The following is a 20,008-nucleotide window of genomic DNA, read 5'->3' as shown; positions in this document are numbered from 1 at the left end:
ATCATGACAGATTCACCAAACAAGGTTCCTTTCTGGACCCGATTACATATCGATATTCCATTACTGCTATGCGTTCTGGCATTACTGGTCTACAGCCTTTTCATTATGTGGAGTGCCAGTGGGCAAGACATAGATATGATGGAGCGAAAAATAGGGCAGGTCATCATGGGTCTCATCGTGATGATCGCTTTAGCTCAGGTTCCTCCACGCATGTACGAAAACTGGGCACCTTATCTCTATATTGTCTGTGTCATTCTGCTCATCTTCGTTGATGTTTTTGGGCAGATTAGTAAGGGGGCGCAACGTTGGCTGGATCTAGGTATTGTACGTTTCCAACCGTCAGAAATTGCCAAAATCGCCGTACCTTTGATGGTAGCTCGCTTTATGAATCGAGATCTCTGTCCACCTTCACTGAAAAATACGGGCATTGCACTGGTTTTGACCTTTGTCCCGACTCTACTGGTAGCAGCACAACCCGATTTAGGCACCTCTATTTTGATTGCTGCCTCTGGGATATTCATCCTATTTCTGGCAGGAATGAATTGGAAACTCATTGGCATTGCTGTTTTGCTGCTTGCCTGTTTCATCCCAATATTGTGGTTCTTCCTGATGCATGATTACCAACGCGCCCGCGTTATGATGCTATTGGATCCAGAAAGTGATCCATTGGGCAAAGGTTACCATATCATTCAGTCCAAAATTGCTATTGGCTCAGGGGGAATATTTGGAAAAGGCTGGTTACAAGGCACTCAATCGCAGTTGGAATTCCTGCCAGAGCGACATACCGATTTTATTTTCGCCGTTCTGTCTGAAGAGTTGGGGTTGATTGGCGTTCTGGTTTTGCTGGTGCTTTACTTACTGGTCATTATACGTGGTTTGTTTATTGCAACCAAAGCGCAGAATACTTTCGGCCGGGTCATGGTCGGAGGATTAATACTGATTTTCTTTGTCTATGTTTTTGTCAATATCGGTATGGTAAGCGGTATCCTGCCGGTAGTCGGTGTTCCCCTGCCGTTGATCAGTTATGGGGGATCAGCATTAATTGTCCTAATGGCGGGGTTCGGCATTATCATGTCGATACATACGCATCGTAAATTATTGTCCAAAAGCTTATGAGGAAGAAGTTTCATGCGTCAACAGTGGCTTATACTTAGCATCGTAGCTGTACTGATATCAGGCTGTAACATGACCGGTCACGATCGGACATCTTCCCTTCCGCCGATTCCAACGCGTGATGTTTTGGGGGCGGAGCCTCAATATGAGCCTTACCATCCAAGTGCCAACCAGGATTATCAGCGGGATGGGCAAACCTATCACATAGTGCAAGACCCGGCTCACTTTACCCAGACAGGCTATGCCAGTTGGTTCGGTGAAGGATCCAATGGAAAACTGACCGCAATTGGTGAACGAGCGAGTCCCTATGCTTTAGCGGCAGCGCACCCGACACTGCCTATTCCAGGTTATGTTCGTGTCACCAACTTAAGCAATGGACGCATGATGATTGTTAGGGTCAATGATCGAGGCCCTTACAATAAGCCGGGGAAAATAATCGAATTATCTCATGCAGTAGCGGAGCGACTCAATTTGATGCCACAAAGCAAAGTGAAATTGGATGGTATTCTCGTTTCACCTGATGGCTCACTTTCCGGTTTGGGAACAAAAGGATCGACGATTGTTAAACAGAGCTTTGCGTTACCTGAAAGACCTAATCTGAGTTCCCAATCATCAACGCCTCCTGCTATAGCAGCTCATTCGGCTGACGAAAATACCGTAACACAACCACCGGCTGAGCAAAGTTTGACTGAAAATACAACTAGCCAACCTGCGACTACATCCCCTGCACCTGAATCAACAAGCGGTTACATGGTGCAAGTGGGCGCAATCAGCGCTGAACAAAAAGCCAAAGAATGGCAACAGTTATTGAGCCAGCGCTTTAACGTTCAAGGGCGTATTTTCCAATTTGGTAACGTCTATCGCGTCCAGCTGGGACCATTCAATAACCGCCAGCAAGCTATGGAATTACAAAAGAAACTGACAGATCAGATGCAGCAATCCTCGTTTATTGTTGCTCCCTGATTCAGGCAACACCATCACGATAACGCGATAAATAGCATCACCGCCTGCTGATATTTTCCTGTCAGCAGGCAGATAAAATCGGCTGCAACCAGTTTTGTTTAATGTCAGCTTTTTTTCCATTTGTTATTATGTCACTTATTATCAATCCTTCTCTCACGGATGTTATCTAATCAATCATGAAATACATCGTTACTTCCCGTTTTATTAAAAGAGCCGCGTTAGGCATTGCTCTGGCTGCCAGCGTTTCCGCATCTGCCTACGCGGATGATAATTTCAAAACCATGATCCCGGGTGTACCAGAACTGGATTCAGAAGCCTATATTCTGATTGATTACAATTCAGGAAAGGTATTAGCCGAAAAGCATGCAGATATCCGCCGCGACCCCGCCAGTCTGACCAAAATGATGACCAGCTACGTCATTGGCCAGGCCATTAAATCAGGAAAAATCAAACCGGAAGATATCGTTACTGTCGGTAAAGATGCCTGGGCAACGGGTAATCCGGTATTTAAAGGCTCATCCCTGATGTTTTTAAAGCCCGGTGATCAGGTTTCTGTCGCTATGCTTTCGCGCGGTATCAACTTGCAATCTGGCAACGATGCCTGCGTTGCGATGGCGGATTATGTGGCAGGCAGCCAGGATGCATTCGTCAGTTTGATGAATCAATATGTGCAAAATTTGGGGCTGGAAAATACCCATTTTCAAACCGTTCATGGCCTGGATGCTCCCGGTCAATATAGCTCTGCTCATGACATGGCATTGATTGGTCAGGCCCTAATCCGTGATGTACCGGATGAATACGCTATCTACAAAGAAAAAGATTTTACTTACAACAACATTCGCCAGCCTAATCGTAATGGCCTGTTATGGGATAAGAGCTTGAATGTTGACGGTATTAAAACGGGCCATACCAACGGTGCGGGATATAATCTTGTTGCTTCTGCTACCGAAGGCAATATGCGCTTGATTTCTGCGGTGATGGGCAGCCCAACCTTCAAGGGACGTGAAACCGACAGCAAAAAATTATTGACGTGGGGTTTTCGTTTCTTCGAGACGGTTTCACCATTACAAGTCGGTAAAGAATTTGCGTCAGAGCCTATTTGGTTTGGTGATACTGACAAAGTCCAGCTGGGCGTTGACAAAAATGTTTACCTGACTATCCCCCGTGGCCGTTTGAAAGACCTGAAAGCCAGCTATGTACTGAACGATACCGAACTGCACGCGCCGCTCGCTAAAAATCAGATTGTTGGAACTATCAACTTCCAGCTTGACGGAAAAACCATTGAACAACGTCCATTAGTCGTAATGCAGGAAGTCAAAGAAGGGGGCTTTTTCAGCCGCATGATCGACTATATCCGACTGATGTTCCACCACTGGTTCGGTTGATCTCTTGAAAGCCAGATATTGAGCCTATATTAATGACATACCGTTAGAAAATTATCACGCCACGGCAAATCAACCACGATGCCGTGGCAAATATATTTTAGGAGTGCCCATGAAAACGAAATTAAATGAACTGCTTGAGTTCCCTTGTTCATTCACCTACAAAGTGATGGGTTTGGCTCAACCTGAGCTGGTGGATCAAGTTATTGAAGTCGTTCAACGCCATGCACCGGGCGATTATTCTCCGGTCGTGAAACCCAGCAGCAAAGGCAATTATCATTCCGTATCCATTACCATCAATGCGACACATATTGAGCAAGTTGAAACGCTGTATGAAGAGTTGGGTCAGTTGGAGTTGGTTCGCGTTGTGCTCTAATGGTACAACCACAATTCACTGAAATACGATCTATTAAAATACGATCCATTAAAATACGATCCATTAAAACACAATGCGCTGATTTACACGTCAGCGCATTGTCAGTAAAAACATTGAGTCAGACTCAGGAATGATTATCTCGTAGAGATTTAGCCCAATACGCCATAAAATTAATTGATGTTCTATCTGGCATTATGTTCAAAAACGCCAAAACGTTTTTGAACATAAAATCAATATTGGGTAAATTTCCAATCTTCCCAACAACATTGCTGCACACATCATCCATTTCGCTGTAGGATCAAGATCACCGAAGCCTTGCACTGTCGCGCCATATCCTATCCCCATGTTATTAATACAAGCAGCAACGGTGGCAAATGATGTCACTAAATCATAACCGAGCAAGTTCAACGCCCAGATAAAAAAACAGCTAAAAAAGATATAAAGAAAAAAGAATCCCCAGACAGAACGCAGCACCCTTTCCTGAACCACAGATTTGCCAATTTTGATCGTAGAGATGGCATTGGGATGAATGAGCTGGTTAACCTCACTAACACTCTGTTTTGCCAGGATCATAAAACGGAGGGCTTTAATACCGCCGCATGTTGAACCCACGCAGCCACCAAAAAAACTCACTGCCAGCAATAGCAATATCGTATGGGGAGGCCATTGAGCATAATCTGCGGTCGCCAAACCATTATCCGTCATCATGGAGCTGGTCATGAAAAAGCCGTGAACAAAGGCTTCTGTCACGCCATACATGCCTGAGCGGTATAATTCTAACCAGATAATGCCAACGATCATTGCCAATACCAGTAAGAAAAATTGCAATTCAGCATTTTTTAGCAGCGGTTTTAAGCTCCTGCGCGTCAGAGCAACAAAATAGAGCGTAAAGTTGACGGCTGACAGAACCGAAAAAATGCCGCCCACCATTTCAATGGCTGCACTGTCGTAATAACCAAGACTCTCATTGCGGGTGGAAAATCCGCCCAAAGAAACCGTTGAGATCCCATGACAGACAGCATCAAACCACGACATTCCTGCGGCCCAAAAACTGACTGAACAGAGACCGCCCAACAACAGATACACTACCCACAAACTCTTGGCACCATCCGCAAGCCGTGGCGTCAACCGTTCTTCTTTGAAAGGGCCGGGCATTTCTGATTGATAGAGTTTGGCACCACCAATCCCCAGTAAAGGCAAGATAGCAACGGCAAGGACGATGACGCCCAAACCACCAATAAAATTGAGTTGAGCGCGATAATAGAGCACGGACTTGGGCAGGGCTGAGACATCATTTAATACCGTGGCTCCGGTAGTCGTAATGCCAGATATCCCTTCAAACATTGCATCCACCAGATTAATGTTTAAACTTTTATCAAGCACAAAAGGCAAGGCACTGAGCAATGAGAACAACAACCAGAAAAGTACAATGATAAGAAATCCATCTTGCGTACTGGGCTGTGCTTTGATTTTACGGGTAAAGTACCAGCCTATTCCACCTGTAACCAAGCCAATGACAAATGTCTCAAAAAAAGCAAAAACACTTTTTTCTTTATAAAACAGAGCCACAAAAGTAGGCAGCAACATTGAGAGGCTGTAAAGGAGCACCAGAAAACTACAAAGATGCCCAACAATCAGGAATTGGTTTTTTTTGACCATCTGCTAGCCCAAACAGGAGATTAAAGGGGAAATCATCAAAATATATAACCATGATAATATAAAATAAAAATATATTCGTCTAATGAACAATATTATTGCATTAAGGCACTCTCAAACTGGTGGGAATCAACTTACAGCGTTATACTGGCGGGCACTTTTTGTTAATGAATGATGAAATCTCCATTGCAACATAACACCGTTATTTTACGTCAGTTAGGTATTCAGCCCTACGAACCGGTTTCTGATGCTATGCACCAGTTCACCGAGCAACGTACAGCGGAAACAGCTGATGAAATTTGGCTTGTCCAGCACGAAAAAGTATTTACGCAAGGTCAGGCCGGTAAAGCTGAACATATACTCGCACCGGGTGATATCCCTGTCGTCCAGTCAGACAGGGGGGGGCAGATTACTTATCATGGTCCCGGACAGCAGGTCATGTATGTTTTGATTGACTTGAAACGGTCAAAAATTGGGGTGCGTCAATTGGTCACCTCAATCGAAAATACCGTAATCGAAACGCTGGCGCATTTTGGCGTGGGATCTTATGCACGCCCAGATGCCCCCGGCGTTTATGTCGCAGGTAACAAAATATGTTCCCTTGGGTTGCGTATCCGAAAAGGATGCTCTTTCCACGGTCTGGCACTGAATATTGCAATGGACTTACAACCATTTTTACGCATAAATCCCTGTGGTTATACAGGCATGCAAATGATCCAACTCAGTGACTTCGTCACCGGCGTGACCATTGAAGATGTACAACCCATTCTGGTGGAAAAATTCTGTCAGATCTTGGGATTCCAACTTATCAACGAAAGATGATATAATTTTTTAACATTTTTCAAAAAAATTTGAATGGATTTATTTGCCTCGATATTTTTTCATCACCATCAGGCAGGTAAGTCAAAATCTGAAGAATATAACTGGAAGCAGCACGATTATGAGTAAACCAATTCAGATGGAACGTGGTGTCAAATACCGCGACGCAGACAAGATGGCTTTGATCCCTGTGAAAACAATTGCCACAGAACGTGAAGCACTCTTGCGTAAACCTGAGTGGATGAAAATCAAACTTCCTGCGGATTCCAGCCGCATTCAGGGTATCAAAGCGGCAATGCGCAAAAATGGGTTGCATTCTGTCTGTGAAGAAGCCTCCTGCCCTAACCTTGCTGAGTGTTTTAACCACGGAACCGCCACTTTTATGATCCTTGGCGCCATCTGTACTCGTCGCTGTCCATTCTGTGACGTCGCTCATGGCCGCCCAAATGCACCTGATGCCAATGAACCTCTCAAGCTTGCGCAGACTATCCAGGATATGGGGCTGCGTTATGTCGTTATTACATCGGTTGACCGTGACGATCTGCGTGACGGTGGTGCACAACATTTTGCTGACTGTATCACGGCTATTCGTGAAAAAAACCCATCAATTAAGATTGAAACGTTAGTGCCAGATTTCCGCGGTCGTATGGATCGAGCGCTGGAAATTCTGACCGCAACTCCCCCTGATGTGTTTAACCATAATTTGGAAAATGTGCCACGGGTTTATCGTCAGGTTCGTCCCGGTGCTAACTATGCCTGGTCGTTGAAACTACTGGAGAAATTCAAAGAAGCACATCCAGATATTCCGACCAAATCAGGCTTAATGGTGGGATTAGGCGAAACCAACGAAGAAATTTTGGAGGTCATGCGCGATTTACGTAGCCACGGTGTCACCATGTTGACTTTGGGGCAATATTTACAACCAAGCCGCCATCACCTGCCAGTGCAGCGTTATGTCAGCCCCGCCGAATTCGATGAAATGAAAGAAGCTGCGTTAGAAATGGGCTTTACCCATGCTGCCTGTGGTCCTTTTGTTCGTTCTTCATACCATGCTGACTTGCAGGCCAAGGGCGTAGAAATCAAATAATCTGTTGCCACCATCATGATGAATATTTTATTTGCTGTATTTATTGGTGGTGGCCTGGGTAGTGTCCTACGCTGGCTCATCAGCCTCCGCCTGAACAGTCCTGCTTCCCCAATTGCCGTTGGTACACTGACGGCTAATTGTGTTGGTGCCTTTATCATTGGATTGGGTTTGGCCTATTTTAACAAAGCCACACATCTCGATTCGGTTTGGAAGTTCATGCTAACGACAGGGTTTTGCGGTGGGCTAACGACCTTTTCCACCTTTTCTGCTGAAGTGGTTTATCTATTGCAAGCAGGAAGAATAGGTTGGGCACTGTTTAGCATTTTGGTGAACGTGATAGGTTCATTGTTGATGACAGTATTAGCTTTTGCAGTGATGAACAAACTGTAAGGGTCTTATAACTGTCTAAAAAACAATAAGGCAAAAAAAACCCGTTATCAAAACGGGTTTTCAGAATACGGGATCCGAAGTTAGATTGCGACAACGTTTGCAGCAGATGGACCTTTCGCACCCTCAGTAATTTCAAACTCTACTTTTTGGCCTTCAGCCAGAGTTTTGAATCCGCTAGACTGAATGGCGGAAAAGTGTACAAAAACATCTTTACTACCATCTTCTGGAGTGATAAAACCAAACCCTTTGGATTCGTTAAACCACTTAACGTTACCTTTAATTTTTGACATTAAAACTTACCTTTAATAAAAAAGACACGAACTCTGTGTCACGTACAGTACAGCAAATAATATAGTCCACTGTCTGCAACATAGATCACGAAACCTATAACCGAATGTAAAAAAACACACTTTTTGTTTAATTACATTGATTGATTTTATACGCCAATGGTGATTTCACAAATAAATTAGCGTTTTATTTTAATTCTGTTTACTTTTCACCTTTCTATTCTTTTCATGATCAAGTAGCCACCTTTTGATATCCAACCCACCGGTATAGCCAACCAATTTACCATCATGTCCAATCACCCGATGACAAGGCACAATTAATGAAATAGGGTTGCGTGAATTCGCCATACCGACCGCACGACAATAATTTACCGATCCCAATGTGAGTGCCAATTGTTTATAACTCCACATTTCGCCACAAGGAATTTTACAAAGTTGCTGCCAAACACGCTGTTGGAATTCCGTTCCCTGCATACTTAAAGGAACGGTAAACGTTAGTCGTTTCCCTTTAAAATATTCTTGCAACTCTTTCGCGCACTGCTTGGTTATCACACTCTTCGATTCTAATTCTTTCTTTTCGTTGACGAAATAAATACTGGTTACTCCTTCATCGTCCGCAGTGATATGTACATAAGGCTTGGGAAATCCTTCTGGAGTATTCAGGTAATGATGATACATAAACTACCTCCATTTAATTTATTATTGAAAATTTCTGTACTAGCCTAAATCTCTCATTCATCAATTTGCAATGATGAATTCGGTTACACATCTGACAATTTGATAAAGAAACCATCGCGCCCTCTGACAATTAAAATTATGGCTCTGCCAATAAGTTATAATATTTTATTTTTAATGTTACCTCTTTGAAAAAGATTAAAACACCATATATAGATAAAAAAATTAAGTTAGCAACCATATATAGTATAAATTTCACAATTAAATTATCTCAACATAATACACATATGTTAGTTTTTATTATTATTAAATAATATAGCACCCAGAAATTTTACTAGAGGTGTTATCATTTGTGGCAAACACAGTGGCATATCATCGGTCGATTCCAGGTTAGAAAACGACAATCGGGGCTAATTGCCCTAAAAGAGATACAACACTACACTGCTGCCAATCAACTCAATGGGGCGAACAAGCCAGTTATACCCAAGCATTAACAGCGTTTACTCACAAACTGAGTGAAGATCATCTCCCAGGCACTCAAGCTTCTGACTCTTTTTTCAACAATGACCATTTTCTATTCTTAGAATGGTGAAATGATGAATCAGGCACAATGGATTTCAATTCGTTATTTCACCCATTATTAGATATTAAATTTCAGATCTATTCACACACTGTTTATGCTCGATAAATTCCAAGTTGCAATCCGTCAGACAACACGAGGCCTTATATTCCCCCCGCTGCGCGGGGAAATATAATACGCATCCTGAAGTTGGATTGGTATAATATAAAAACCCATTGGAAATTTGTCTGTAAAATTTCAAAACATAGAAAATACATAAAATAAATATCGAACACTGAATTTCAATTCCATACCATGTGATTAATTAATTATAAAAAAACAATAATTACAAATAACATATGCTATTGTTATACCGTTATTTATTTCCAAAAAAATCCATTTATACTCGATAAACTTCAAGTTGCAACCCGCCAGATGACGTGAGGCCTTATATTTCCCCGCTGCACGGGAAAATATAACACGCATCCTGAAGTTGGATTGGTATAAATCCTGCAAAATTGAATCATATTCACTAATTCCACAAATATATTTATGATAAAAATTTAAACCCATCACTTTTTCATAAGCTTTTCTATGGTTAGCACATGTGTCACTATACAACTCAAAAGTAAGCATAAAAAACCAAAAAATCATAAAAACCAATGCAATACAATACAAAAAAATTAAATTCATTTATGACAATGACCTTTTTTGTTATCTGAAAAAAATCATTTACCCAGTTGAATTTCATTAAATTAATACCAAAAAATTCACTTTACTCTTTCAATATTATGTTATGAGAAAACATAACTTTTTATTAACGATATTAAATAAGGGGTTGTCTGTGCATTTTAATATGTTAGGGTATAGATTGGTAAAATAGCACCGGAGTAATTGAACACAATATATCATTCACAACAGGAAATATTATTCCATGACTGTCAAACTTGAAGTTAAGCATCTCTATAAAATATTTGGCAATAATCCGGGACCAGCATTTAAGTTATTAGCGGCTGGTCTCAGTAAAGAACAAATACTTGAAAAAACAGGTCTCACCGTCGGTGTTCAGGATGTCAATCTGGCCATTGAAGAAGGCGAAATATTTGTGATCATGGGATTATCGGGTTCCGGTAAATCCACACTAGTACGTCTTCTCAATCGTCTGATAGAGCCTACCAAAGGCCATGTACTTATCGACGGCGAAGATATTTCTACCATCACAGAAACTCAGCTACGAGACGTTCGTCGCAGCAAGATCAGCATGGTCTTCCAATCATTTGCTCTTATGCCACATTTGAATATTCTGGAGAATACGGCGTTTGGTATGGAGCTTGCAGGAGTCCCCAAAGAAGAGCGTCATCAAAAAGCACTTGAAACGCTGCAACAAGTCAATCTCGAAAACTACGCGCTATCATATCCCGATGAACTTTCCGGTGGGATGCAACAACGTATTGGGTTAGCCAGAGCTTTGGCTAACAATCCCGATATTCTGTTAATGGATGAAGCCTTCTCAGCCCTCGATCCTCTCATCCGTGCTGAAATGCAAGATGAGTTACTGCGCCTGCAAGGGGAACATCAACGTACCGTGGTTTTTATTTCCCATGACTTGGATGAAGCAATGCGTATCGGTGATCGCATTGCCATCATGCAAGACGGTATTGTCGTTCAGGTCGGCACACCTGATGAGATTATGAATAGCCCCGCGAATGATTATGTCAAAACATTCTTCCGTGGTGTGGATATTGGACATGTCTTCTCAGCCAAAGACATTGCCCGCCGCCGGCCAGAAACGTTGCTTCATGCCGCAACAGGTTTTGGTCCCCGTTCTGCATTGCAAGTGCTGGATAATGAAGACAGAAACTATGGCTATTTAATCGAAAAAAACCAGAAGTTTATTGGTGTGGTATCTGCCCATTCCCTGCAACAGGCAGTGGCAGAAAAAAAATCCATTGAGCATGCCATATTGGAAAAACCAACCGCCGTTTCGGCAGAGATTCCGCTGAATGAATTGATATCCACTGTTGCGCAATCTCCCTGCGCCGTTCCTGTCATAGATGGCAATAGCCGTTATTTAGGTGTCATTTCCAAAGGAATACTGCTACAGGCCTTAGATAAGGAGGCACCCAATGGACAATAAATCTCCACAGACAGTCACTGATCCCATTAATAACAGTGACCCCTGGATGGACAGTAGCACCGCTGCTCCTGCATCAAACCACGATTGGTTGAATACGTCTGCAACCCATATTCCGCCAGAACACTTTCATTTCATGTCACCTTTTCAGCATAAGCTAATTCCGTTTGACTCATGGGTGACCAGTATCATCGATTGGGTGGTCGTACATTTCCGGCCTGTTTTTCAAGTCATCCGTGTTCCGGTAGATTTTGTCCTCACGGGTTTTGAGCAGTTCCTGACGACATTGCCCCCTCCCATCACCATTTTGTTTTTTGCGTTACTGGCCTGGCAAATTGCAGGGGCAGGAATAGGCGTGATCGCTTTAATTTCACTGATTATGATCGGTGCCATTGGAGCATGGTCAGAAGCGATGATAACCATGGCTCTGGTGCTAACCGCCCTACTGTTCTGCCTTATCATCGGGCTTCCTCTTGGGATCGGGTTGGCCCGCAATGAACGACTCGCCAAAATTGTTCGCCCCTTGCTGGATGCCATGCAAACCACGCCTGCTTTCGTTTATCTCGTTCCCATCGTCATGCTGTTTGGCATAGGTAATGTACCCGGCGTCATCGTCACCATCATTTTTGCGTTACCGCCTATTATTCGCCTGACAATTTTGGGAATAAAACAAGTTCCATCAGATTTAATTGAAGCCGCCAGATCATTTGGGGCAAGCCCGAGGCAGATGTTGTTCAAAGTTCAACTGCCACTGGCAATGCCGACAATTATGGCGGGTGTGAATCAAACGTTGATGTTAGCGCTTTCCATGGTCGTCATTGCTTCCATGATTGCGGTTGGCGGCTTGGGGCTGATGGTATTGCGCGGTATTGGCCGCCTTGATATAGGATTGGCCGCCGTTGGCGGTACAGGCATTGTCATTCTTGCCATTATCCTTGATAGACTGACGCAATCCTTGGGTAAAAGTCAGCGAACCAGAGGGAAATACTGGTATCACTCTGGGCCAATAGGATTACTTCACCTGCTTTTTATCTCAATTCGCTCAAAGAAAAAAACCGTCCATAAAAATCATGCCAGTCAAAATAATACGTCCAAAACGCGACCCACTCTGACAACAAAAGGAGGAAACAATCATGCGCATAATCACCTTATGCAACGAGATCATGAATAAGAGGATCATTTTGGGAACCTTCCTGATAGCATTCATGAGTATTTCCTTATCGTCAGTCGCATCTGCAACTGAGCTTCCCGGTAAAGGTATCAGTGTGCAACCGCTACAAAGTACAATCAGCGAAGAAACATTTCAGACTTTGATTGTCTGCAACGCATTAGAAAAACTCGGCTATGATGTCAAACCGATCAAGGAAGTTGATTATAACGTCGCTTACACTTCCATTGCTGCTGGTGATGCCACCTTTATGGCTGTCAGTTGGGTACCGCTCCATGACGTCCCATATAAAGCGGCCGGAGGAGATAATATCTTCTATCGCAAGGGAAATTACGTCGTCAATGCGGCTCAAGGGTATCTGATTGATAAAAAAACCGCAGAGAAATATCACATCACCAATATCGCTCAATTAAAAGATCCTAAACTTGCCAAACTATTTGATACGAATGGAGATGGAAAAGCAGATTTGACAGGTTGTAAGCCAGGATGGGGATGTGAAAGCGCAATCAACCATCACTTAACAGCTTATGGATTAGAAAATACCGTGAAACAAAACCAAGGCAATTATGCGGTCATGATGGCTGACACTATCGCCCGCTATCGGGCAGGTAAACCCATCCTTTATTATACCTGGACACCTTACTGGGTGAGTGATGTACTGAAACCCGGAAAAGATGTCATTTGGCTGCAAGTTCCCTTCTCTGCTACCGGCGAGGGAGAACCCCTCAATACCCAGTTGCCTAACGGCCGTAACTATGGTTTTCCCCCCAGTTCCATGCGCATCGTGGCAAATAAAGCGTGGGCAGAAAAGAACCCTGCTGCGGCAAAACTTTTTGCTGTTATGACCTTGCCTATTACTGATATTAGTGCTCAAAATCGTCTTATGCATAGCGCTAAAATTTCAGAAGCTGATATTAAGCGCCAAGCTGAAGACTGGATCAAATCACACCAGAAAACGGTAGACAATTGGCTAAAAACAGCCAGAAAAGCCGCTAATAAAGCATAAATTAACTTTACCTTCACTACCTTCACTCTGCTCTGCATATGATAGCCGTAAAAATGTTAACGAAAATTCACGGCTACCTAGTGCACACTCTTCCATCACCATCAATCCTTTTGTTCTTAATGACATTATTTAAATAATTTATCTATTTCATATTTTCACTTTCGTCATATTTTGTTAAAGTTATTTCATCTGTTAACAAAAAAACAAAATTCTCTATGCCAATACCTGATAAATCTGTACCTGATATACCAATATCGGTTACATCAGAATCTGAGAAACCGCTACCCAGCAAGGCTTCTTCATTTAGAGAAGGTATTTTTGATAGTCTCCCAATCGCCATTGGTTATATTCCCGTCTCTTTTGCATTTGGCTTAAGCGCGACTAAACTGGGGTTTACCCCCATAGAAGCCATCTTTTTTTCATGTGTCATTTATGCTGGTGCCAGCCAGTTTGTCATCACCGCTTTACTAAGCGCAGGAATGTCATTGTGGTTTTCTGCGCTAACCGTAATGGCAATGGATATCCGCCACATTTTGTATGGCCCGGCCTTACGTTATCGCATCAAACAAAAATTATCGGAAAAGAAAACCGTAATTTGGGCTTTTGGCCTGACTGACGAAGTTTTTGCCGCAGCAACAGCTAAATTAATTAAAGACCAACGAAGCTGGAGCGAAAACTGGATGGTTGCCATTGCAATATGTTCCTGGCTCTCTTGGGTGCTGGGTACAGTAGCTGGGGCCATACTGGGTAATGGCTATTTGAACTCTTATCCCGCCATTGAAGCTGCCATGATATTTATGCTTCCGGCCCTATTTTTAAGTTTTTTGTTAGCCTCTTTCAAAAAACAAAACACCTACTGTGTTACCGCTGCTTTATTAGGCGCATTAATAGGGATCACATTCTTTTCAATCCCCATTGCCATTTTTGCAGGGATTACGAGTGGATGTTTAGCTGCACTTTTGCAAACTAAAAATGCATGGTGAATACCTTACCTAATTAATATATTACATACTTAGCTCATTATATGATTGATAATAAAATACTTCTTATCGGACTTATTGTAGGTGTGGCCAATTTTTTATTCCGCTATCTTCCTCTGCGTTTGGGTGTTAACCACTTACCGACAGAAAAAAAGGGGAAAATGAGCATCATACTCGACAGCATTGGTATTGCATCAATTTGTTCACTCCTTATCGTCTCAAGCATTCCTGACGTCATGAAGGAGCACAGCAAACTTTTTCCGACCCTCATTGGCGGCCTAACCATCTGCCTATTTTTCTACAAAACTCGAAGCATCATTATTTCAACACTGTCTGGTGCCGTAGCCTTTGGAATAGCATTCAAGCTATTTATGAATTAGGTATCAATATCAAAAGAAATGTGATGATAATAAATAACTATAATTGCTAAATTTAACTTTTAATATAGTATTTGTATGGTTTTTAACAAAAGTTACTTTACCGGTTGAAACTAATAAGGTATCTAAACAATGGAAAGTTCATTCACTCCCACAGAAGAGTTACTTAATTGCCGTGTAGCGCAGCAAAAAAGTTTACCCTACCAAGAGATATTACTCACCCGCTTATCCATGCATGTCCAAAGCAGGCTTCTGGAAAATCGCAACAACATGCTGAAAGCACAAGGAATCAATGAAACCTTGTTTATGGCTCTGATGATTCTGGATACCAAAGAAAGCCGTAGCATTCAGCCATCAGAACTCAGTGCTGCATTAGGCTCTTCCCGTACAAATGCAACCCGAATTGCAGATGAATTAGAAAAGCAGGGCTGGATAGAGAGAAAGGAGAGCCATAATGATCGTCGTTGTCTCCATCTCCATCTCACAGAAAAAGGTTCAAATTTCTTGAATGGTTTACTTCCACCACAGCATGAATGCCTGGTTAAGCTTTGGTCTATCCTGGATTCAGAGGAGAAAAAACAGTTAGAAAAATTGATGAGAAAGGTTTTGGGGCAATTAGATAATATTGGGGATTGTTTAAGTAAGTAATTGCCTTTCTTCTGGACGGTTTTGAACTAAGAAAACATGTTATAGCAACATTTTCTAAAAAAACTTTTCTACCAGCCTGTATCATCAGATACTTCGTATGGCTGATTATTATCTTCAGATAATACTTAAATCCATATCGTTCGTCTCTTCCAGTAGTGTAAGCGCACACTACTGGAAACGTGTTTTGTCCTGTCGGGCCACACAATTAATCATAAGTTAAAAACAAATATGGGGACTCTCCATGAGTATTAGTGAGAAAGCATCACTTCCGTCTAGCGAAAAAACGCTATCCTCAAGCGAAAAACACTCTTCTGCAAAGGTGAAAACAAAAAATAGAACTAAAAAACAGAAACGCCGCCATATCATTACGTTATTGACGTTATTTTTCCTTCTGCTTGGGGCTGGCTATAGCGTTTACTGGTTTCTCACTTTACGTTACTACCAAGAAACCGAGAATGCCTATGTTACAGGTAATCAAATACAAGTCATGTCGCAAATTGCAGGCAGTGTCGTGACTGTTAATTTTGACAATACTGATTTTGTGAAAAGTGGTCAGCCCCTTGTCCAACTCGATCCCCGTGACGCTGAATTGGCTCTGGAAAGAGCCAAAAATGAATTAGCCAATACTGTCCGAATCACTCATCAACACATTATCGACAGTAAAAGATATCAGGCCATCATTGAGCTGAAAAAAATTGCTCTCAGAAAAGCCCAAAGTGATCTCAATCGAAGGGAAATATTGGGAACTCAGAATCTGATTGGTAAAGAAGAGTTGCAACATATGCGCGAAACGGTCTCTGCTGCCCAAGCTGATTTGGATGTCGCAATAGCTCAATATAAAAGCAATCAAGCCATTATTCTGGATACTCCGCTGGAAAAACAGCCAGCTATCGAAAAAGCGGCCTCCGGTGTTCGTGATGCCTGGCTCGCCTTGCAGAGAACCAATATTGTCAGCCCTGTTGATGGTTATGTCGCCCGCCGTAGCGTTCAGGTAGGTTCCCGTATCAATACAGGGACACCATTGATGGCGATTGTACCTGTCAACAATATGTGGATTGAGGCCAATTTCAAAGAAACCCAACTGGCAAACATGCGAATTGGACAGCCCGCTACAATCGTCAGCGATTTCTATGGTGACGATGTTGTCTATACCGGCAAGGTTGCAGGCATTGATATGGGAACCGGGAGCGCCTTTTCTCTATTGCCCGCACAAAATGCCAGCGGAAATTGGATTAAAGTTGTACAGCGCTTACCTGTCCGTATTGCGCTGGCTCCTGAACAGTTAAAACAGCATCCTTTGCGCATTGGGTTATCAACAAAAGTCACCGTGGGCACAGCGAACACTGATGGAACTGTACTGGCAACCACCGGCCGTACCCTTCCGGCCTATCAAACCAATGCGTTGACGATAGATATGGCTTCTGCAAACAAAATAGTTACTGACATTATTAATAGTAATTCAGGAAACCAAATTTAAGGGGGCGTCATGGTAACAAGAGAACCGTTTACAGGTGCGAAACTCGCCCTTTTGACTATTATTCTTTCAATGGCGACTTTCATGCTTGTTCTCGACTCTACCATTGCTAACGTCGCCATACCGACGATTGCGGGTAATCTAGGGGCATCAAGCTCGCAGGGAACATGGGTGATTACCTCCTTCGGTGTCGCAAACGCAATATCCATACCTATTACCGGCTGGTTAGCGAAGCGTTTCGGTGAGGTGAAATTGTTCCTCTGGTCTACCGCAATTTTTACTCTTTCATCCTGGCTATGTGGCCTTTCCAACAGCCTCGGTATGTTAATTTTCTTCCGCGTTATGCAAGGGTTGGCCGCAGGCCCTGTACTCCCCCTTTGCCAAAGTTTGTTGTTAAATAACTATCCCCCCGCGAAACGTAACATGGCATTAGCGCTATGGTCGATAATGATCGTTGTTGCCCCTATTTGCGGACCTATCCTTGGCGGTTATATCAGTGATAACTACCACTGGGGATGGATCTTTTACATCAATATCCCTCTTGGTATCGCAATTATTTTTATCATCATGCAGCTATTGCGTGGCCGGGAAACGAAAACAGAAATCCGCCCCATTGACGCTACTGGACTGTTCTTGCTAGTGATTGGTATTGGCAGCCTGCAAATTATGCTTGACCAAGGCAAGGAACTTGATTGGTTTAATTCCACCGGGATTATTATCCTTACTATTACTGCTGTTATCGCACTTATTTTGCTGATCATATGGGAACTGACGGATGATCATCCGATAATCGATCTATCCCTGTTTAAGCTACGCAATTTTTCCATTGGTACACTGAGTATTAGTCTCGGCTTTATGATGTACTTCGGTTCGATTGTTTTACTGCCACAGCTATTACAAGAAGTTTACGGCTATACCGCAACCTGGGCTGGCTTTGCGGCCGCACCGATAGGATTGCTGCCACTGTTATTATCACCTGTCATTGGCAAATTTGGCCATAAGATAGACATGCGCTATATCGTGACATTTAGTTTCATTACTTATGCTATTTGCTTCTATTGGCGGGCATATACCTTTGAACCTGGCATGGGTTTCGCCGCTACTGCATGGCCTCAGTTTGTTCAAGGGCTTGCCATGGCCTGTTTCTTTATGCCGTTGACAACCATTACATTATCAGGACTGGCTCCAGAACAAATGGCCTCAGCTTCCAGCCTGTCAAATTTTACCCGTATATTATCGGGTTCAATTGGGACATCCCTCACCACCACAATGTGGACACAACGTGAATCTATGCACCACTCGAACCTTACGGAGTACATCAACCCATATAACCCGAATTATCAGCAAATGCATCAGCAATTAGCTCAATTGGGCATGAATGATGAACAAATATCAGCTTATCTGGCAAAACAGATCACTCATCAAGGGTTAATTATCTCTGCCAATGAGATCTTTTGGCTTTCTGCAGGGATATTCCTCGCCTTGACGTTATTGATCTGGCTGGCAAAACCGCCTTTTTCTGCCGGAGGTAAAGACCACAGCGGAGCACATTAAGCTTATGACATTGAATAGGCAGGTTTTAACGGGAGTATTTGCTCCCGTTACCTGAACTTCGTTTAAGAAAGGAAGGAAAAAATGAACGAAGCGCCTGAGACACGATCAAAGTTTTTGTTTAGAAAACAAAATGGTGGAGATCCTCAGGCTATGGTTACTTTAGAAGAACTTTTCTGCGGCGTCGATGATTTTTGCCAAAAATTTATTCCTCTTTGGGAACAACAGCTCATCGAGAATAACTTGCTTAAACGTCATCGTGCTACTTCCTTGTCTCTGAGCGAGGTCATGACCCTCCTCATTTTATTTCACATGAGCCATTATCGTCATTTTAAAGCGTTTTATACTGAGCATGTGCAGCCATACATCCGGACTTTAGTTGAGGCCGTCGCCCCTGTCCCTGATGGAATTCGCTGACCAGGCTCTTATCATTTCGACGCGCTATAAGCGCTTGCATGACACCAGAGTTTCCTGATCACGGTCCGACCTGTCTTGCCATCACTTCTCGATTGTCGGAGAACCAGACCCAGCCATGCCGCCAACTGGCGACCATTGGCGAAGTGTCCAGCATCCCCTATCGATGCGACCAGCGCGCTGGCCGTTATCGGGCCGATACCCGGTATTGCCGATAATCTCCGGCTGTCTGCATTGCCACGATGCCAGCGTTGAATTTCCTGTTCCAGTTCCGCAACCTGACGATCAAGCTCTTTCAGGTGTTCACCCAGCCGCTGGAGCAGTTGCCTGAAGGTCTCTGGCAGGCAATGACTGGCGTCCTCCAGAATCTCGGGCAGTCGTACTGCAATCTGCTTTATTCCCTGAGCGATAACGATCCCAAACTCGCCCAGGAAACCACGAATGGCATTGGCCTGCGCTGTACGGGCTTTGACAAATCCCTCTCGTGCGCGATGTACCGACAGGATGCTTTGCTGTTCTTCTGTTTTTATTGGGACAAAGCGCATATTCGGTCGTGTCACCGCTTCACATATCGCTTCCGCATCGGTGGCATCGTTTTTATTGGTTTTGACATAGGGTTTAACAAACTGTGGCGCGATTAATTTTACTTCGTGACCAAAACCTTGCAGCTTACGTGCCCAATAATGTGCCCCACCACAGGCATCCAGACCAATCAGGCAAGGTGACAGGTTGACGAAAAACGTCAGCATTTTCGCGCGCGGTAGCGGTTTTTTGAGTACCGTTTTACCCTGTGCATCGACGCCGTGGACCTGAAAAACATTTTTTGCCAGATCGATACCCACTGTTGTAATCTTCATGGTGGTCATGTACTAAATAGTTAGATACACATCTCAAATGTAGTTTTCACGCTCAATGAAAGTTCCTATGACTTTATCGTGCATTGCTTCCG

At 43.2% G+C, this 20,008-nt stretch carries 21 protein-coding genes; 16 read left to right on the top strand and 5 right to left on the bottom strand.

What is annotated here, in order from left to right; translation table 11 throughout:
• Window positions 1-3 precede the first annotated feature (3 nt).
• The 4 genes from mrdB to ybeD all read left to right on the top strand — a co-directional run bounded on the left by mrdB (window position 4) and on the right by ybeD (window position 3,834).
• Window positions 4-1,116, top strand: coding sequence for a peptidoglycan glycosyltransferase MrdB (gene mrdB, locus ABLA76_RS11555; RefSeq protein ID WP_285811405.1), 1,113 nt, complete (start codon window positions 4-6; stop codon window positions 1,114-1,116).
• A gap of 12 nt (window positions 1,117-1,128) precedes the next feature.
• Window positions 1,129-2,076, top strand: a complete 948-nt coding sequence (gene rlpA, locus ABLA76_RS11550) for an endolytic peptidoglycan transglycosylase RlpA (protein ID WP_348988028.1) — start codon at window positions 1,129-1,131, stop codon at window positions 2,074-2,076.
• Between the two features lie 176 nt (window positions 2,077-2,252).
• Window positions 2,253-3,461 (top strand): D-alanyl-D-alanine carboxypeptidase DacA, encoded by a 1,209-nt coding sequence (gene dacA, locus ABLA76_RS11545; RefSeq protein WP_047769150.1) that lies wholly within the window; start codon window positions 2,253-2,255, stop codon window positions 3,459-3,461.
• A 109-nt stretch (window positions 3,462-3,570) separates the two neighbouring features.
• A complete protein-coding gene (gene ybeD, locus ABLA76_RS11540) occupies window positions 3,571-3,834 on the top strand; it encodes a DUF493 family protein YbeD (protein ID WP_047769148.1) in 264 nt (87 codons plus the stop codon).
• Between the two features lie 198 nt (window positions 3,835-4,032).
• Here the strand turns inward: ybeD and ABLA76_RS11535 are convergent, their stop codons facing one another.
• A complete protein-coding gene (locus ABLA76_RS11535; protein ID WP_348988027.1) occupies window positions 4,033-5,493 on the bottom strand; it encodes a TrkH family potassium uptake protein in 1,461 nt (486 codons plus the stop codon).
• Window positions 5,494-5,676: 183 nt separating this feature from the next.
• Here ABLA76_RS11535 and lipB point away from each other — a divergent pair, with 183 nt between their 5' ends.
• From lipB to crcB, 3 genes are all read left to right on the top strand, one after another.
• Entirely contained in the window at window positions 5,677-6,312 is a 636-nt protein-coding gene (gene lipB / locus ABLA76_RS11530; protein WP_348988107.1) for a lipoyl(octanoyl) transferase LipB, read from the top strand.
• A 118-nt stretch (window positions 6,313-6,430) separates the two neighbouring features.
• Window positions 6,431-7,396: a lipoyl synthase gene (gene lipA / locus ABLA76_RS11525; RefSeq protein WP_047769191.1), complete on the top strand. Its 966-nt coding sequence runs from the start codon at window positions 6,431-6,433 to the stop codon at window positions 7,394-7,396.
• A 15-nt stretch (window positions 7,397-7,411) separates the two neighbouring features.
• Window positions 7,412-7,786: a fluoride efflux transporter CrcB gene (crcB, locus tag ABLA76_RS11520; protein ID WP_348988026.1), complete on the top strand. Its 375-nt coding sequence runs from the start codon at window positions 7,412-7,414 to the stop codon at window positions 7,784-7,786.
• 80 nt (window positions 7,787-7,866) lie between these two features.
• Here crcB and cspE read toward each other — a convergent pair whose 3' ends face one another.
• Complete coding sequence (gene cspE / locus ABLA76_RS11515) at window positions 7,867-8,076, bottom strand: transcription antiterminator/RNA stability regulator CspE (protein ID WP_047769142.1); 210 nt, start codon at window positions 8,074-8,076, stop codon at window positions 7,867-7,869.
• Window positions 8,077-8,265: 189 nt separating this feature from the next.
• Entirely contained in the window at window positions 8,266-8,751 is a 486-nt protein-coding gene (locus ABLA76_RS11510) for a methylated-DNA--[protein]-cysteine S-methyltransferase (RefSeq protein ID WP_285811412.1), read from the bottom strand.
• Between the two features lie 1,490 nt (window positions 8,752-10,241).
• On the opposite strand from ABLA76_RS11510, the gene proV reads away from it, so the two are divergent.
• From proV to proX, 3 genes are read left to right on the top strand one after another with little or no spacing between them, the layout of a single operon-like run.
• Window positions 10,242-11,444, top strand: a complete 1,203-nt coding sequence (gene proV, locus ABLA76_RS11505) for a glycine betaine/L-proline ABC transporter ATP-binding protein ProV (protein ID WP_348988025.1) — start codon at window positions 10,242-10,244, stop codon at window positions 11,442-11,444.
• Window positions 11,434-12,612: a glycine betaine/L-proline ABC transporter permease ProW gene (gene proW / locus ABLA76_RS11500; RefSeq protein WP_348988024.1), complete on the top strand. Its 1,179-nt coding sequence runs from the start codon at window positions 11,434-11,436 to the stop codon at window positions 12,610-12,612. The genes proV and proW overlap by 11 nt, the downstream gene beginning before the upstream one ends.
• Window positions 12,605-13,615 (top strand): glycine betaine/L-proline ABC transporter substrate-binding protein ProX, encoded by a 1,011-nt coding sequence (gene proX / locus ABLA76_RS11495; protein WP_348988106.1) that lies wholly within the window; start codon window positions 12,605-12,607, stop codon window positions 13,613-13,615. The genes proW and proX overlap by 8 nt, the downstream gene beginning before the upstream one ends.
• Window positions 13,616-13,757: 142 nt before the next feature.
• Here proX and ABLA76_RS11490 read toward each other — a convergent pair whose 3' ends face one another.
• Entirely contained in the window at window positions 13,758-13,955 is a 198-nt protein-coding gene (locus ABLA76_RS11490; protein ID WP_235428329.1) for a hypothetical protein, read from the bottom strand.
• Here ABLA76_RS11490 and ABLA76_RS11485 point away from each other — a divergent pair.
• From ABLA76_RS11485 to ABLA76_RS11460, 6 genes are all read left to right on the top strand, one after another.
• Complete coding sequence (locus ABLA76_RS11485) at window positions 13,861-14,598, top strand: AzlC family ABC transporter permease (RefSeq protein WP_348988105.1); 738 nt, start codon at window positions 13,861-13,863, stop codon at window positions 14,596-14,598. The genes ABLA76_RS11490 and ABLA76_RS11485 overlap by 95 nt on opposite strands.
• Before the next feature lie 41 nt (window positions 14,599-14,639).
• A complete protein-coding gene (gene ygaH / locus ABLA76_RS11480) occupies window positions 14,640-14,975 on the top strand; it encodes an L-valine transporter subunit YgaH (protein WP_047769133.1) in 336 nt (111 codons plus the stop codon).
• Window positions 14,976-15,104: 129 nt separating this feature from the next.
• On the top strand, window positions 15,105-15,620 hold the full coding sequence (gene mprA, locus ABLA76_RS11475; RefSeq protein ID WP_047769131.1) for a transcriptional repressor MprA: 516 nt from the start codon (window positions 15,105-15,107) through the stop codon (window positions 15,618-15,620).
• A 241-nt stretch (window positions 15,621-15,861) separates the two neighbouring features.
• A complete protein-coding gene (gene emrA / locus ABLA76_RS11470) occupies window positions 15,862-17,097 on the top strand; it encodes a multidrug efflux MFS transporter periplasmic adaptor subunit EmrA (RefSeq protein ID WP_348988023.1) in 1,236 nt (411 codons plus the stop codon).
• Window positions 17,098-17,106: 9 nt separating this feature from the next.
• Complete coding sequence (gene emrB, locus ABLA76_RS11465; RefSeq protein ID WP_348988022.1) at window positions 17,107-18,648, top strand: multidrug efflux MFS transporter permease subunit EmrB; 1,542 nt, start codon at window positions 17,107-17,109, stop codon at window positions 18,646-18,648.
• 81 nt (window positions 18,649-18,729) lie between these two features.
• A complete protein-coding gene (locus tag ABLA76_RS11460) occupies window positions 18,730-19,062 on the top strand; it encodes a hypothetical protein (protein WP_348988021.1) in 333 nt (110 codons plus the stop codon).
• Window positions 19,063-19,073: 11 nt separating this feature from the next.
• On the opposite strand, the gene ABLA76_RS11455 is transcribed toward ABLA76_RS11460, so the two are convergent.
• Window positions 19,074-19,916, bottom strand: a complete 843-nt coding sequence (locus ABLA76_RS11455; protein ID WP_348988020.1) for an IS110 family transposase — start codon at window positions 19,914-19,916, stop codon at window positions 19,074-19,076.
• Window positions 19,917-20,008 lie beyond the last annotated feature (92 nt).

It is taken from the genome of Xenorhabdus sp. SGI240 (assembly GCF_040081915.1).
Classification (GTDB): Bacteria; Pseudomonadota; Gammaproteobacteria; order Enterobacterales; family Enterobacteriaceae; genus Xenorhabdus; species Xenorhabdus bakwenae.
This window is presented reverse-complemented; position numbering and strand designations above follow the sequence as displayed.